The 17,117-nt window shown below is 47.1% G+C and carries 14 protein-coding genes; all 14 read right to left on the minus strand.

The genetic code is table 11. The features are described from left to right. Positions 1–132 precede the first annotated feature (132 nt). The 14 genes from tilS to H8D24_06790 all read right to left on the minus strand — a co-directional run bounded on the left by tilS (position 133) and on the right by H8D24_06790 (position 17,116). Positions 133–1,554: a tRNA lysidine(34) synthetase TilS gene (gene tilS, locus H8D24_06725; GenBank protein MBC8520081.1), complete on the minus strand. Its 1,422-nt coding sequence runs from the start codon at positions 1,552–1,554 to the stop codon at positions 133–135. After that, on the minus strand, positions 1,532–2,491 hold the full coding sequence (gene accA, locus H8D24_06730) for an acetyl-CoA carboxylase carboxyl transferase subunit alpha (GenBank protein MBC8520082.1): 960 nt from the start codon (positions 2,489–2,491) through the stop codon (positions 1,532–1,534). The genes tilS and accA overlap by 23 nt, the downstream gene beginning before the upstream one ends. Positions 2,492–2,607: 116 nt before the next feature. After that, on the minus strand, positions 2,608–6,105 hold the full coding sequence (gene dnaE / locus H8D24_06735) for a DNA polymerase III subunit alpha (GenBank protein ID MBC8520083.1): 3,498 nt from the start codon (positions 6,103–6,105) through the stop codon (positions 2,608–2,610). After that, positions 6,105–6,689, minus strand: coding sequence for a ribonuclease HII (rnhB, locus tag H8D24_06740; protein MBC8520084.1), 585 nt, complete (start codon positions 6,687–6,689; stop codon positions 6,105–6,107). The genes dnaE and rnhB overlap by 1 nt, the downstream gene beginning before the upstream one ends. Next, complete coding sequence (gene lpxB / locus H8D24_06745) at positions 6,679–7,821, minus strand: lipid-A-disaccharide synthase (GenBank protein ID MBC8520085.1); 1,143 nt, start codon at positions 7,819–7,821, stop codon at positions 6,679–6,681. Before lpxB ends, rnhB begins: the two co-directional genes overlap by 11 nt. Further along, positions 7,821–8,600, minus strand: coding sequence for an acyl-ACP--UDP-N-acetylglucosamine O-acyltransferase (lpxA, locus tag H8D24_06750; GenBank protein ID MBC8520086.1), 780 nt, complete (start codon positions 8,598–8,600; stop codon positions 7,821–7,823). Before lpxA ends, lpxB begins: the two co-directional genes overlap by 1 nt. Continuing rightward, positions 8,597–9,046 (minus strand): 3-hydroxyacyl-ACP dehydratase FabZ, encoded by a 450-nt coding sequence (gene fabZ, locus H8D24_06755; protein MBC8520087.1) that lies wholly within the window; start codon positions 9,044–9,046, stop codon positions 8,597–8,599. The genes lpxA and fabZ overlap by 4 nt, the downstream gene beginning before the upstream one ends. Next, positions 9,043–10,101, minus strand: a complete 1,059-nt coding sequence (lpxD, locus tag H8D24_06760; protein ID MBC8520088.1) for a UDP-3-O-(3-hydroxymyristoyl)glucosamine N-acyltransferase — start codon at positions 10,099–10,101, stop codon at positions 9,043–9,045. Before lpxD ends, fabZ begins: the two co-directional genes overlap by 4 nt. A 14-nt stretch (positions 10,102–10,115) precedes the next feature. Beyond that, complete coding sequence (locus tag H8D24_06765; GenBank protein MBC8520089.1) at positions 10,116–10,661, minus strand: OmpH family outer membrane protein; 546 nt, start codon at positions 10,659–10,661, stop codon at positions 10,116–10,118. Positions 10,662–10,682: 21 nt separating this feature from the next. Then, complete coding sequence (bamA, locus tag H8D24_06770) at positions 10,683–12,956, minus strand: outer membrane protein assembly factor BamA (GenBank protein MBC8520090.1); 2,274 nt, start codon at positions 12,954–12,956, stop codon at positions 10,683–10,685. A gap of 35 nt (positions 12,957–12,991) precedes the next feature. Next, entirely contained in the window at positions 12,992–14,353 is a 1,362-nt protein-coding gene (gene rseP / locus H8D24_06775; protein ID MBC8520091.1) for an RIP metalloprotease RseP, read from the minus strand. Between the two features lie 2 nt (positions 14,354–14,355). Then, positions 14,356–15,573, minus strand: coding sequence for a 1-deoxy-D-xylulose-5-phosphate reductoisomerase (locus H8D24_06780; GenBank protein MBC8520092.1), 1,218 nt, complete (start codon positions 15,571–15,573; stop codon positions 14,356–14,358). Further along, positions 15,573–16,382 (minus strand): phosphatidate cytidylyltransferase, encoded by an 810-nt coding sequence (locus H8D24_06785; protein ID MBC8520093.1) that lies wholly within the window; start codon positions 16,380–16,382, stop codon positions 15,573–15,575. Before H8D24_06785 ends, H8D24_06780 begins: the two co-directional genes overlap by 1 nt. After that, positions 16,379–17,116, minus strand: a complete 738-nt coding sequence (locus tag H8D24_06790) for an isoprenyl transferase (GenBank protein MBC8520094.1) — start codon at positions 17,114–17,116, stop codon at positions 16,379–16,381. The genes H8D24_06785 and H8D24_06790 overlap by 4 nt, the downstream gene beginning before the upstream one ends. Position 17,117 lies beyond the last annotated feature (1 nt).

The following is a 17,117-nucleotide window of genomic DNA, read 5'->3' on the forward strand; positions in this document are numbered from 1 at the left end:
AGAGAGACTTCTCATGGAGAGTCATTGTACCTCAGGAGCCTGTTCGAGAATAGAAGCCTTAACCCCAAATCCTCATATAGAAACATGAATACTGCACGATCAGATAAGTAAACTTTTTCAGAGGTTCCATAACTATTCCGGAACACTCTCAATCAACAACCCCTCCCCTTCTAGATCTCTATTCTCCCCCATATCTGACTGATTATCTGCAGAATAAGGGGCGCAAATAAAGTGGCCAACCACCTGAACCAGCTCATTGCCAACAAAAACAAGGGGGATTTGCCCTCTCTCCCAAGGAGGAACACCTCTCTCCCTTAGTATGTTTTTTAGTGTTCTGCGCTGTTTTGCACCACCAAACTGGCAACGCTCACCACCAACTCTTGAACGGACAGTAACCTTTTTGCCTTGCAACAGATCCTTCCTGATACCGCCACTGGAGACTGTTCTGACAACCAGCTTGGCCCCAATCTCAGAGAGATGCAGTGGCTGCTGCAGATCCCACTCGATACAGAAGTCTGAAGCTCTACCGCCCCCCTTATCTATCTCCAGACCTTTGCCTATCTCTATATACAGGAGCCCTTGAAATCGTCTAACTGTCACCTCTCTACTGTGACGATTTTTCCAGCGCACCACTGGCACCGCATCATCCCTTGCCTTAATCACCTCATTGATTATTCTCTGCAGATGTACCGCATCAGGTAATCCTGCGCCATTCATCTCAAGCCAGTAACGTATTCTCGCTTTACTATTTTCTACTGACTCATCAACTATCAGGGGCATGGGGTCACCAACAGAGAGTTCCATCAACTGCTCCTCTGCCCATTTTTCAACCAATTGCGAGGCCTCTGCACAGTGTCTTGAACTACGAGATAGTGTCAATGCTGCTGCAGGCCATCGTCTCTCCAACCGCGGCAAGATTTCGTGACGAATAAAATTTCTGTCTGCAGATTGCTGGTGATTGGTGGGATCCTCAACCCACTCCAACTGCTCTCTAACTGCATACTCCTGCAGTGATTGTTGTGAAAATTGAAGCAGTGGACGCATCAACTTTCCTGCAGCAAATGAAACCACACCACCCATAGCAGAGAGTCCACGCGGACCAGCTCCACGCAATGCCTGCAACAGAAATGTTTCAGCCTGATCCTCTCGATGATGTGCTGTAAACAGTTGGTCACCCTTCTGTATCTGCCCTGCAAAAGCGCTGTAGCGTGCTCTCCTGGCAGACTCTTCCGGACTCTCTCCAGTTTTAGATATTGCATCAACCGCAACAACATGAAGAGGAATATTCCGGTGGTTACAGAATTTTATGCAGTGATTTTCCCACTGGCCTGCCTCACTCTGAAGTCCATGGTTAACATGAATGGCCTCCAGCGCAAAATTACCGCCATCTTTATCTCGCAACTGTGCGAGCGCATGAAGAAGAGAGGATGAATCAACACCACCACTAAAGGCGACAAACATAGTCCCGAACAGGGGATATCTGCTTAAAAATGGTACCAACTGTTGGGGAGAGAACTCTCCACGTACAAGGTCAGCTGGAGGTGAAATTTCCATAGCTCATAAGACGCTGATAACGATCTTCCAGCAATTTATCGGCATCAATATTCTTCAGTATTTCCAGCTGAGACAACAGCTCTTTCTTGAGTGCTGCTGCCGCATCAGAAGGCTCCCTGTGAGCGCCGCCCAACGGCTCTTCAATAATAGAATCCACCAACCCAAGCTCCTTGAGCCTGGGGGCAGTTAGACCCATTGCTTCGGCTGCATCAGATGCCTTATCTGCGCTTTTCCATAGAATAGATGCGCCCCCCTCAGGAGAGATAACCGAATAGGTGCTGTAGGACATCATATTGCCCCGATCCCCAATCCCAACCGCCAATGCGCCGCCTGATCCGCCTTCACCAATTACCGTACAGATAATTGGAGTGCGCAGACGTGCCATGACAAAAAGGTTTCTTGCAATGGCCTCACTCTGCCCACGCTCCTCTGCATCCATCCCGGGATAGGCCCCAGGGGTATCAATAAAGGTAAGTATCGGCAGCCCAAAACGTTCTGCCATTCGCATTACTCGCAACGCCTTTCTATACCCTTCAGGACGAGGCATCCCAAAATTACGCCTGACTTTTTCCTTGGTATCCCTGCCTTTCTGGTGACCAATTACCATAACTGACTGCCCTTCCAGACGGGCCATACCACAAACCAGGGCTGCATCATCAGCATAGGCACGATCACCATGCAACTCCTGAAAATCTGTCAATATGCTATCAATATAATCCAGTGTATATGGACGTTGCGGATGTCTTGCCAACTGAGATATTTGCCAAGAGCTCAGGGATGAAAAAATTGAGCGTGTAAGTTCCCTGCTTTTATCCTCGAGCTTGGAGATCTCATCACTTATATTTAGCTCACTATCATCACCCACATAGCGTAGCTCCTCAATTTTTGCCTCCAGCTCGGCAATGGGCTGTTCAAATTCCAGAAAATTCAGGTTCATAGTTTTAGCAGCTTTCTTCTATTGATCAGTTTGTTATCTTAAATCGTACTATACCGCAAAAAAAACAGATTCCCTAGAGAATAGAGATCCTCCTGGATGTGATGTAACTATTCAGATCAAGGATAATCCGGCTCAACACTCTCTTCTCCCAGATGCTCTCTGAGGCGGTGAAACAGATTCTCACTGGGCTGCACATTCCACTCGGCTCCAAGATCCATCTTTACAACAGCTTGTGGTTGCTGATAATGAATCTGTACCGGACAGCTTCCCTCACAAAATGGCTTCAGTATATTGGCCAGGTAACCAGCAGGATTACCAACCATTTGCCCCTTATCAAGATGAATTATCAATCTCCTCATATGGCTAGCCCTGGCACCATCAAGGTTCCATAGCTCCTCTACGTTCATCCTCAATCCACCACTATAGTCATCCTCTGTAACTGTTCCTCGAACAACAAGAATAGAATCTTTCTCCAGAAAATGGCGGTACTTTTCATAAGACTCATCAAAAAGCGTCATCTCCAATCTACCTGTTCTGTCATCCAGAACCAGAATTGCCAGCGGCTTTCCTGTTCTGGTTTTCACCACGCGCATTGATATCATAAGCCCTGCAATAGTAACCTGCTTATCACGATCCGAGATTAGCTCACTAATACGCTGAGTGATCATGTGGCCCAACTCTTCCTCATGCTGCTCAATGGGATGACCAGTAAGGTATAGTCCAAGAGTATCTCTCTCTCCGATCAACCTCTCATTCTCTGTCCAGGGAGAGGCCTGTTTATATGTGATATCTACTCCATTATCACTATCCTCCTGTTCGCCAAACAGATCCCACTGCCCGCGCTCCTGATCACGAACATGCTGCTCTGCTGCCTTCATTGCATCTGGTAGACTCTTCATCAGAGTGGAACGACCGTCCCACACCTCTCCATCCATAAACTGTTGAGCAATCTCATCAAGGGCACCAGCACGTATCAGGGATTCCAGCACTCGCTTGTTGGCCTTGCGAAGATCAACTCGACGACAAAAATCGAAGATATCGACATAACTACCACTGCTCTCACGCTCTTCAATAATACCCTCAATGGCTGCCTCACCAACTCCTTTGATCGCACCCAAACCATACACCACATCTCTATTGTCAAAGACTGTAAAGCGAAAGTGGCTGCGATTAATATCTGGCGGATGAACATCCAGCTTCATCACACGGCACTCCTCTATCAGCGTAACCACCTTATCTGTGTTATCCATGTCAGCAGAGAGTACTGCAGCCATGAATGGGGCTGGGTAGTGCGCCTTCAACCATGCTGTCTGATATGAGATCAATGCATACGCTGCGGAGTGTGACTTGTTGAATCCATATCCGGCAAACTTCTCAACCAGATCAAAAATCTTCATTGCCAGCTTGCTATCAACCCCATTGGCAACTGCACCTTGCTCAAAGATAGAGCGCTGCTTCGCCATCTCCTCCGGTTTCTTTTTGCCCATGGCTCTGCGCAGCATATCTGCCCCACCAAGAGAGTACCCTGCCAATACCTGAGCAATCTGCATTACCTGTTCCTGATAGAGAATTACCCCATAGGTTGGTTCCAGTATGATCTTCAAAGAGTCATGCTGATATTTGGCATCCGGATAAGAGATAACCTCCCGACCATGCTTTCTATCAATGAAGTTATCAACCATCCCCGACTCCAATGGACCCGGACGATAGAGTGCAACCAATGCGACAATATCCTCAAAACTGTCTGGTTGCAGTTTACCGATCAACTCCTTCATGCCGGAGGATTCCAGCTGGAATACCGCTGTGGTCTGACAAGATTGCAATAACTCAAAGGTTTTCCTGTCTGCCATATTGATCTCTTCAATCAAGAGCGGCTCCTCCCCTCCGCCCTTACGCTGCTGGTCTATCATCTCTACAGCCCAATCAATAATGGTCAGGGTTCGCAGCCCGAGAAAGTCAAACTTTACCAGCCCAACAGCCTCTACATCATCCTTGTCAAATTGGGTAACCAGACCTGTCCCACTCTCTTCACAGTAAATTGGAGTAAAGTCATTAATGTCAGAAGGTGAGATAACCACCCCACCAGCATGTTTTCCTGCATTTCTGGCAACACCTTCCAGAGATTTAGCCAGATCTATCAACTCCTTTACATCACTATCACTGTCATATCGCTCTCTCAAATCTTCTGATTCATTGAGGGCCTTCTCCAAAGTCATCTTGAGATCAAATGGAATTAATTTGGCTATGCGGTCAACCATGCCATAAGGGTGTCCCTGGACACGACCCACATCCCTGACCACAGCCTTGGCATTCATTCGTCCATAAGTGATAATCTGGGATACCCTGTCATGCCCATATGTATCTGCGACATAGCGAATCACCTCATCACGTCTGTCCATACAGAAATCCACATCAAAGTCTGGCATGGATACCCGTTCCGGATTGAGGAACCGCTCAAACAGCAACTCATATTTCAGTGGATCAAGATCAGTAATTTTTAGTGAATATGCCACCAGAGAACCGGCACCTGAACCACGTCCTGGCCCAACCGGGATATTATGTTCTTTGGTCCAGCGAATGAAGTCGGCGACAATCAGGAAATAACCAGGAAACCCCATTCCATTAATCACATCCAGCTCAATCTTTAGTCGTTCATCGTAAGGTGCTCTCTTCTCCTCAATAGTCGACGCATCACCAAAAAGTTGCTTCAACCTCCACTCCAGACCGCTTTCAGATTCTTGCTGGAAAAACTGCTCAATGGTCAATCCAACAGGGATTGGGAAGTCAGGGAGATAATTTTCACCCAGTGATAGTGATACATTACATCTACGGGTTATCTCCAGGCTATTCTCAATAGCTTCCGGGATATCCTTAAACAGCGACTCCATCTCCTCCGCTGAGCGGAGATACTGTTCAGGTGTGAAATTTTTTGGGCGACGTGGATCATCAAGAACACGGCCATCATGAATACAGACTCGTGCCTCATGAGCATCAAACTCATCTTTGTGCAGAAAGTGAACATCATTGGTTGCCACTACCGGTAGATCAAATTTTTCCGCTAATGCAACAGCCGCATGATTCCAGTTCTCATCTCCACCACGTGCTGTTCTCTGAAGTTCCAGATAGTACCGACCAGGAAACAGGGCCATCCATGACTTTATGTGTGAGATAGCCTCTCCCTCTTCATCCGCCAACAGCGCCTGCCCAACATCTCCACTGCGTCCACCAGAAATCGCGATTAACCCATCTGTATATCCATCAAACCACTCTCTCTCCAGTTGAGGAACACCTCTATGCTGACCCTCAAGATACGATCTGGAGATTAATGTCTTAAGGTTCTTGAAACCACTATTATCCTGTGCCAGTAGCACCAGACGTGATACTGCACTACCCTCGGAGAGAGTACGCACCCTGATCTCTGCCCCAATAACTGGTTTTATCCCGGCAGCTACCGCTGCCCGATAGAATTTTACAGTTGCAAACATATTCCCAATATCTGTTACTGCAACTGCGCTCATCCCCCCGCTCTGTAGTGCTTCCATCAATGGGGCGATACGAATCAGCCCATTCTCCATGGAGTACTCTGAATGTAAGCGCAGGTGAACAAATGACATTACAGCCCCAGAGCCTTTCTAACCGGCCTGAATGATCGACGGTGCTGATCCAGAGCCCCATGCTGCTGCAGGGCCGCAATATGTTGTCTTGTTGGATACCCCTTGTGGCTATCAAAGCCATATTGTGGATGATGTTGATGAAGCTCAACCATCATCTGGTCTCGTGCCACTTTGGCCAAAATAGATGCGGCACTTATCGACTCAATCTTGGCGTCACCTCCTACAACTGCCTCAGCTGCCATAGTCAGTCCAGGGGGAATACGATTCCCATCCACCAGCACCAGCGAGGGGGCACATTGTAGCGTCTCAACAGCTCTTCTCATCGCCAACAGTGATGCGTGAAGAATGTTTATCTCATCTATCTCTTTCCTGCTTGCCTCTGCAATAGCCCATCCTATAGCATGGTCCATGATCTCTTTAGAGAGCCTCTCTCTTTTTTTCGGTGTCAACTTTTTGGAATCTGCGAGCCCCTTAATCCCATGATCTTCAGGTAACACCACCGCAGCTGCAACAACCGGCCCTGCCAGTGGACCACGCCCCACCTCGTCCACCCCTGCAATCAACTTTTGCCCATTACTGTTCATGCAACATCTCTTCAACCAAATCTGCCAACCTGCTAGCCGAATCTCCACTACCCAAGCGACTCTTTACATCCCTTAACCCACCCACCACTCTTCTCCTCTCTTCTCCATCATCCAGAATAGAGAGAAGATATGGAGCAATCGATGACGCTGACGCATTCTCCTGTAGAAGTTCTGGAACCACCTCACGCTCTGCGACAATATTTACCAAGGAGATATATTCTGTCTTGATAAGATGGCTAAGCAACCAGTAGCTTATGGGGGAAACACGGTAAATCACCACCATTGGGGTCTCAAGTAGTGCCATCTCCAAGGTAACCGTACCTGATGCTGTTGCAATAGCATCACAACCACGAATCACCGTATGTACATCACCTTTGACTATAGTTAGAGGAACATCATCAAACAGCTCTACCCCAGAAAAAAGAGAGGATGAGAGATCTGGAGCCTGAGATATGACAAACTGAACTTTGCTGTCATGCACATAGATCTCCCGTGCGCTCTTCAACAGATCAGGCAACAGCTGCTGAACCTCTCCTCTACGACTACCAGGAAAAAGACCAATGGTTTTTTTGTCAGGATCAATTCCGATCTTCACCCGTGCCTCTTCAACACTGTTACTGGAACTTACCTCCCCAACCAATGGATGCCCAACGTAGGTTGCCGCCACTCCCACCCTCTCATAATAGGGAGCCTCAAATGGAAAAATCAGAGCCATGTGGTCCACTCTTTTTGCAATCTTATGAACTCTGCCTACTCTCCATACCCAGATCTTTGGGCTTACATAGTAGAGCACCTTTATTCCAAGTTTTTTAGCAGTCTTTGCCAACAACATATTAAAGCCGGGGTAATCAACCAGAATCAACAGGTCAGGAGGGTCAGTTTTCAACAGGGCACGCATCTTTCTGAGTACCCCAAAAAGATATGGAAAATGACGCACTATCTCTATCAATCCCATTACCGCCATCTGCTCAATCCCGACAACCGCATTAAACCCCTGTTGCCGCATACGTTTGCCACCAATACCATAACAGTGGAATTGGTGATCTCTTAGATTAAGTTGTTGCAGGAGACGTGATGCATGAAGATCTCCGGATGGCTCACCAGCAACCACCATAATACGGTATTCAGACATTAGCGAATCACGCCGTTTTTACTCTCGCTGTGCTCTTTAATGAAATCGTGAAAAATAGCTAATTCCTGGTGCTGATATGATAGCTCACCAATATCACTTATAACCTCTGAAAGAGAGTCATGGGAATGAAACATCATCTTGAATGCCTGCTTCATTGCCTTGCGTGCCTCACTATCAAACCCTTTTCTTTTCAACCCAATCAGATTCAGGCTAACAGGTCTGGCCAGGTTTCCAGAGACCAGAATATATGGCGGAATATTCTTGTTGATTGCGCTACCCATGGTAGAGAATGCGTATGAACCAATAGTAATAAACTGGCTCACCAGGGTAAATCCGCCAAGAATGACATGGTCATGAATGACCACATGGCCAGCGAGTGATGCATTATTTACCAGAATCACATGGTTATTGATAATACAGTCATGGGCAATATGTACGTATGCCATGATCAGGTTGTGATCTCCTATCCTGGTTACTCCTCCCCCACCAACAGTTCCACGATTTACTGTACAACATTCACGAAATGTATTGTTATCACCTATCTCCAGCAGAGTAGGCTCCCCATGATATTTCAGGTCTTGTGGATCCTCACCAATAGAGGAAAATTGAAAAAAGTGGTTGTTCTCACCTATGGTCGTAGGGCCCTTGATGACCACATGGGACTCCACTTTGGTTCCTGCACCAATAGCTACATCAGGACCTATAACTGAGTATGGGCCAACCTCAACTCTGTCAGCAATTATTGCTGATTCATCTATTATCGCTGTTGGGTGAATCACGACTCCAGTTCTTTCTCTGCACACATCAGGTTTGCACTGGCAACCACCTCACCATTTACGCTGGCAGTTCCCTTAAATTTCCAGATATCACGAATTCTACGCTCCAACTCAACCTCGAGAATCAATTGGTCGCCGGGCTCTACCGGTTTACGAAAACGTGCCTTGTCTATTCCCACAAAATAGTAGAGTGACTTGGCAGTAGGGAGGTTTCCTGTGGTCTTGAATGACAGTATTCCAGTTGCCTGTGCCAGTGCCTCCATAATCAAAACTCCGGGCATAACAGGCACATGGGGAAAGTGGCCCTGAAAAAATGGTTCATTGATAGTTACATTTTTTATTGCCCGCAGACTCTTGCCCACCTCAAACTCAAGCACCCTGTCAACCAACAGAAAAGGGTAGCGGTGCGGCAGATGCTTCATTACCTCATTAATATCCATTTGAGTCATTTCTCTTTTCCTTTTTCCATTAATTCAATTTTTTCTTCCATATCACTCAATCTGGGAGCCAGACCACGCAACTCTCTTATTGATTCATCCAGTTTTCTGAACTGCACAACATTTCTTCGCCACTTTCGATTTGGATCTGCAGGAGTTGCTGATGAATAGAGACCAGGTGTATTTATGGATTTGGTAATCAGCGTTCTTGCTGTACAGTGGGTGCCATCAACAATCTCAAGGTGACCCACCACTCCAGCCTGCCCTCCAAATGTGCAGCCAGCTCCTATCACCGTACTTCCGGCTATACCAACCATTGCAGCCATGGCACTATTCTCACCAACTCTGACATTATGGGCAATATGGACCAGATTATCGATCTTCACTCCACTCTCAATTACGGTATCTTCCAGAGCTCCTCGATCAATAGTGCTGTTGGCACCAATCTCCACACCATCTCCAACAATCACCCTGCCAAGTTGTGGAATTTTTACCCACCTTCCATCTTCATTGGCAAAACCAAAACCATCACTCCCAAGTACTGCGCCTGGGTGAATAATGCAATCCTCTCCAACCACAGTACCTGCCATCAAAGAGACATTGGCCATCAGCCTGCTTCCTCTGCCAATTGTGCATCCCTCCTCAATCACAGATCCTGCCCCCACAAAAACTGACTCTCCAACCTCAACCTGCTCCATTACCACACATTGAGGACCAATCCAGCCCCCTTCTGCGATTGATGCTGTTTCATGAATGGTGGCAGACGGTGACCTCCCCTGTTCCTTGAAAATATACGGATTAAGAATTGATGCAACCTTTGCATAACCAAGATATGGGTCATCCATCAATAGTCGATTTCCATCAAACTGATCCCGTCTATCTTGGTGAAGAATTACCGCTGCTGCCTCCGTTGATTGAAGCTGGGAGAGAAACTTGTCTGAGGAGAGAAATGAGATCTGATTACTGGTCGCACCCTCAAGGGCGGCAATCTCTTCAACAACACAAGCAGAGTCGCCCACAAGTTCGGCGTTTATAAGCTCTGCAATCTCACCCAGAGTTGTTCCCATAGAGCTCCTGCCCCCTACTGTGCTGTCTCTACAGATGCGCCGTTATCACCATTTCCTGACATTGATTTCAGGGCATTTAATACAGTACGAGATATATCTACACGAGGTGATGCGAAGATAACTGACTCATTTACTATAAGGTCAAACTGTTCATCTTTCGCCACTCTATCGACCATTTTGAACACAAGTTTCTGTAACTTTTGAAGCTCTTCAGCCTGTGCAATCCGCAGATCTGCCCCATACTCCTCATCCATCAACTTCAACTCACTACTACAAGAACGTATCTTCAGGAGCTTTCTCTGTTTCTGTTGCTTACTCAATGCAGCACCCTCTTTCTCCAGATCCTCCCCCATCTTTTTACACCTTTTCTGAAAATCAAGAACCTCTATCTTTCTATCACCAAATGCCTCTTCCAGACGACTGGTTGCAGCTTGTGCCTGAGGTGCCTTTTGTAGTAAAAGATTAATATTCACAAATCCAATTCTGCTCCCCTCTGCGTACACATTGACTGTACTGCAAAGCATCATTACAAAAATAGTTACTGTTTTCTTTATATTCATCCCCATCCCCTGAAATAATTACTAAAACATCTGCCCCAATCTGAACTGGAATGATTCCAGATCATCCCCAGACTTTTTTCTTAACGGTTTTGCCCAACTAAATGTCATTGGACCAACCGGGGAGAGCCACTTCGCAGTCACACCTGCAGAGGCACGCAACTCACCACTCAAATCACTGGCCTTCTTCGCAACGGTTCCCAAATCCACGAAACCACTTACTCTGGTTGATTTTACCTCCTCAAGAAAAGGAACTAGAAGAATAATCTCAGCATTCACAACTCCTTTCAGATTTCCACCAACAGCATTTCCTGCATCATCGGTCGGGCCTACGGAGTTACCTTTAAAGCCACGAATTGAGCCCTCACCACCTGCATAGTAACGGGTGAAAAATGGTAGTGTATTCTGGTCTCCATAGCCATCACCAATACCAATGTCTCCTTTCAGTAACATGGTGTAATCCTCAGATATAGGGTAGAAGAAGCTGTGTCTGTAGTCAGCCTTGTAGTACTCAACGCCGCCTGGAGTACCTAACTCCGCCTTGAAACGCTGATAACTGCCCTGGTCGGGAAAAATTGATCTGTTACGACTATCTCTACTCCAGCTTGCGGTGAACTCAAACACATTAAAAGAGCTCCCCTCAGCCGCCAGGAAAGTATCACATTCGCTGCTTGTTGATGATGTTCCGCAAGTGGCATCACTCATATGTTGTGGTTCAAACCCGACAAAAAGTTTATCGTATTCGCTGGTTGGAAGACCCAAATCAAAATTCATGCTCATTGAGTCATAGCTATATGTACTCTGTTCGTCTGATGAGTCTCTCTGTTTATAGTGAATTCCACCACCAAGACTAACTCCATCCTCTGTAAAATAGGGATCCCTGTATCCTAGCCCATAGGCACTCTCGGTACTGCTGTTATTGAACTCAACATCCACACTCTTGCCAGAACCCATGAAATTGTTCTGCTGAAGATTCAGACTCATGACCATACCATCAGTTTGAGAGTAACCGGCACCAATCATCATACTTCCTGTTGGATTCTCCGTAACCTGGTAATTCAGCTCCACCTGATCTGTGGTTCCAGCCACTGGAACTGTCTCTACCGCAACATCCTCAAAATAGCCAAGCTTGCGAATTCTGGTCTGGGAGCGCTCCACCTCTTTGTTGGAGAACCTGCTCCCCTCATACTGGCGCATCTCTCGTCGAATAACCATATCCTGAGTTTTAGTATTGCCAACAATATTGATTCGATCAACATATACACGATTACCGGGGTCGACAAAGAAAACCAGATCAACCAGATGCTTCTCTTTATCCAGCTCAGGAATCACATTGATATTGGCAAAGGCATAGCCATCCTCGCCAAGACGGTTGGTAAGTGCCTCATTCACAGAAGCAATCCCCTTTCTGGAGAACACCTCACCCTCATTAAGAGACACCAATTCCAACAACTCATCTCTTGGTACCACCATATTACCGGCCAACTCGACCTTGCCCAGGGTAAACCTGTCACCCTCGCTCATATTGATAGTGATGTATATCTGCTGTTTATCAGGGGTAATAGAGACCTGGGCAGAGTCGATCTCAAAATTGATGTATCCACGATCCATATACCAGGAACGTAGTGCCTCCAGATCACCTGTAAGCTTCTGCCTCGAGTAACGGTCACTTTTGGTAAAGAAAGAGAGCCAGTTTCCAGTATTCAACTGAAATAGATCCCTCAAATCGTCGGTCTCAAATGCCCTGTTTCCAATCAGCGTTATCTGCCGGATTCGTGCACTCTCACCCTCTTTTACCTTAATCCTGACTGCAGAACGGTTGCGTTCCAGTGGGGTAATTGTGGTTTTAATCTCAACCCCGTAACGCCCCATCCCAAGGTATTGGCGACGAAGTTCTGCCTCAATTTTATCCAGCAGAGCACGATCCAGCACTCTCCCCTCGGCCAGCCCAATCCCCTTCAAACCCTCTTCAAGATCCTCTGTCTTGATAACTTTATTGCCATCAATCGTAATATCAGCAATTGCGGGGCGCTCAATGACCGAAACCAGCAGAACATTTCCATCCTGCTCAAGACGAACATCCTTGAAAAAGCCTGTCTTGAACAGTGATCTTACCGCATCTGCTGATCCACGAGATGTAAGCTCATCTCCAACACTCAATGGAAGATAATTAAATACTGTACCTGCAGAGATACGCTGTAACCCCTCCACTCTGATATCCTCTATCACAAATGGAGAAAAGGCCCATGAGGAGAGCGAGGAAAACAGAATAAATAGTGAAAAAACAATACGTTGCATAATTGCCTGACTTTATTACCTAACTGTTGAACATATCACATTAAACGCAGCAGATCATTGTATAGTGCCAACGACATCAATCCAACCAGAAATAAAATTCCCACCCGTTGTCCCAATGCCATTACCCGCTCTGAAAGAGGTTCTCCTCGCACCCACTCTACAAGGTAGTACAACAGGTGACCGCCATCCAGCATCGGAATTGGCAACAAATTCAGCACCCCAAGACTGAGACTAATCAACCCCAAAAATGAGATGAACGGAGTTACTCCAGCCTCCATAGAGGCTCCAGCATAACCGGCAATACTGATAGGGCCGCTCAGTCCGTCAGTAGAGGTAGTACCAGCAACCATGCGTCCCATCACCTGAATGGTCATTGACGCCATCTCCCAACACTTTTCTGCCCCACGCACCAGTGCATCCAGTGGCCCATACCTAACCTCTCGGTAATATTCCTGACGATATTTGGTTAGATCAACAGATGCCCCGATTCGGCCTATAATTTTTTGCTCCAACTCAACTGCAGCTGGCACCAATTCCAATGGAAACACCACCTCATCACGCTCAATAGTCAATGTGAGTGGGCGCCCAGGGCTATCCTGTATCCACTTAACCCAATCTTGCCATGACAGCACATCCTCACCATCAACGGTCAGCACCAGATCTCCAGACTCAAACCCTGCCAGCTCTGCAGCACCGCCAGATACCAACTCGCCAATCCTTGGAGGAACATGTGGGCGATTAATTGAAAATCCTAGCTGTTCCAGCATCTCCGGACCCTCCGGAATATTCTCACCAAATGGGTTCTCTAATACCATCTGCTGGTGCAGACCAGACGAACTGACGACCTCCAATGCAATCGGAGTTCCCAGTACCGCAGACCCAAGAACCCCCTCTAGTGCCTCTTGCCAGATTCGTACCGGATTTCCATTTACTGAAACAATCTCATCACCCTGTTCCAGGCCGGCTGATGAAGATATGGAGCTTTCAGCCACCTCTCCAATAATCGGTTTCATCCCACTGACACCAATCATCTGTACTGCGGCAAATGCAATAACTGCAAACACGAAGTTAAATAGTGGCCCCGCCACTACAATTGCCGCCCGTGCCCCCAGTGATTGATTATCAAAAGAGCGCTCTTTTTCCGACTCCGTAACCTCTTCATCCCCCCCCTCTCCAAGCATCTTCACGTAACCACCGAGTGGCAGGGCAGCAATTACATATTCAGTCCCATCCCTCTGCCCTGTTCGCTTCCATAACGGGCGTCCAAACCCCACTGAAAAACGTAGCACCTTTACCCCTACGCGACGTGCCACCCAAAAGTGGCCAAATTCATGTACGGTTACCAAGATTCCAATGGCGACGATAAAAGCCAACAGTGCATACAGTCCTGATCCCATCTTTATTGCATCCTGGAACCTGGCAATGAACGCCGTTTATCAATCTGCGCAGTGGCCACTGTACGTGACTCACTATCCTTGGCAAGCACCAGATCAAGATCAGTCACCTCCTCCACAGCCACCATACTTAGAGTCTCCTCAATCACATCTGCAATCTCCATATAACCAATTTGCCCATTCAGAAATGCCTCAACTGCAATCTCATTTGATGCATTCAGTACCGTGGTTGCACTGCCTCCTCGCCTCATTGCATCAATTGAAAGTCGAAGACATGGATAACGGCCGAAATCAGGTTTTTCAAAATTCAACTCTGCAACCTCAAACAGATCCAGATGCTCCACCCCCGACCCAACTCTTTGCGGCCATCCCAACGCATGCGCAATTGGGGTTCTCATATCCGGATTCCCCATCTGAGCCAGAACAGAACCGTCACTATACTGAACCATAGAGTGGATTATGCTTTCTGGATGAATGACCACCTGAATTTGATCCGGAGTAGCCCCGAACAGCCAGCAAGCCTCAATAAACTCAAGCCCCTTGTTCATCATTGTTGCAGAATCGACAGAGATCTTTTTTCCCATACTCCAGTTTGGGTGGGCAATCGCCTCCTCCGGTGTAACTGTAGACAGTGTATCTGTTGCACGATTACGGAATGGGCCACCAGAACCAGTCAACAATATTTTCTCCACCCCATGCGAAAACTTCCCCAGCGCCGCATCCTGGGGCAGGCATTGAAAAATAGCATTGTGTTCACTATCAATGGGAAGAAGTTGGGCGCCACAAGCCTCAACCTCATCCATAAAAAGGTGACCCGTCATCACCATAGACTCTTTGTTGGCCAGTAAAACACGCTTGCCTGCACGTACCGCAGCCATTGTCGGGTGTAGACCCGCTGCTCCGACAATTGCAGCCATCACCTGATCAACCGAGGATTCGGATGCAACTCTCTCCATCCCTTCGATACCAGAAAGAACCTCTGTCTCTGGACTAATCTCAGACAACAATCCTGACAATTTCTCTGCACTATCAGCCTCGGTTACCACCGCAAATTCAGGATGAAACTCTCCACACTGCTCTGCAAGCAGATTAATCTGCTTATGTGCAGTAAGCGCAACAACCCGATATTTGTCTGGGTGCCGAGATATAACATCAAGGGTGCTCCTGCCAATAGATCCAGTTGCACCCAGCACAGTTACCCCCTGCTGACATCCATCCCCCATCATAGCCCTCCAACAACAGTCAGCAGGAATAGAAAAATCGGTGCTGCTGCAGTCAGGCTGTCTACTCGATCCAGCATACCTCCATGCCCAGGAATCAAGCTACCACTATCCTTTATTCCTGCGTTACGTTTATACGCACTCTCTACCAGATCACCAACCACCGAAAATATAACCACTCCTACTGCTATCAACAGGAAAAGAGGTAATCCCATATCTATTTTTACCAGATAACTATAGGCAATAATTGCTGTAATTAATGCGAAACCAACTCCGCCCAACAACCCTTCAACGCTCTTTTTTGGACTCACATTAGGGGCCAATTTTCTGTTGCCGAATTTGCGTCCGACCAGATACGCGCCCGTATCTGCGCTCCAGACTAACAATAACAATGACAGTAAAAACTCGACTCCATATTGATGAATCTCACCCAGTGCATGCCACGCAGGAATCAACACGATTATTCCTGCAACATGCCCCATGTTGCGACTAAAAACCCACTTCGTTCTTTCAGGAAAATATCGCAACCAAAAGAGTGCGGAAACCCACCAGATAAGTGCAATGCTGAGTAGCACCCCCAATGGGATAAAACTGCCAAAATAGAAGAGAACAATCAATATTGTAGTGTAGACAATGCGAGGTAAAATCAGAGTCTGTCCAGATAGGCGTCCCCACTCCCATGCTGCAGGAACAAGCAACAGCATAAGCAGAACAAAAAACTCATCTCCCTGCAGATAGAAGATAGACCATAACAGCAATGGCCCCAATACCAATGCACTAATTGTACGTTGAGCAAAGGGCGACAGAATCAATCCTCTTCCTCCAACAACTGATCCCCGGTTCTACCAAACCTGCGTTGTCTGCCCTCAAAAGAGCTGACAGCCAAATCCAGAGCCTGGCGATCAAACTCTGGCCAGAACAGATCTGAAAAATAGAATTCACAATAGGCCATCTGCCAGAGTAGAAAATTACTTACCCGCTTCTCTCCCCCGGTACGAATAAACAGCTCTGGATCAGGTAGGTCACTCAGAGTAACTTGCTCATGCAATATCTCTTCAGTGATCTGCTCCGGAGCTAACGTTCCATTTGCCACCTGATGACACAGTGTACGAGTTGCCTCTGTAATATCCCAACGTCCGCCATAATTGGCTGCAATATTCAGAGACAACCTGGAATTATCTTTGGTTAACTCCTCTGCCTCTGCAATGGTAGCCTGAAGCTTTTCCGAGAAACCACTCTTGTCTCCAATAACACGGAGACGAATACCATTTTTGTGTAGACGCTTAACCTCTCTCTTTAGTGAAGACATAAAGAGATCCATCAAAAACGAAACCTCCTCCTCAGGTCGTCTCCAGTTTTCTGTACTAAAGGCAAACAGGGTAAGGGCCTCAACCCCCAAATCAATACAGCCTTCTACAGTGGAACGAACTCGCTCCACCCCACGCTTATGCCCCCAGAAACGTGGCCGTTTCTGCCTGCGCGCCCAGCGTCCATTACCATCCATAACGATGGCAATATGGCGCGGAATTCGGTTTTTCGGTGGCACG

It is taken from the genome of Candidatus Thiopontia autotrophica, assembly GCA_014384675.1.
GTDB lineage: Bacteria > Pseudomonadota > Gammaproteobacteria.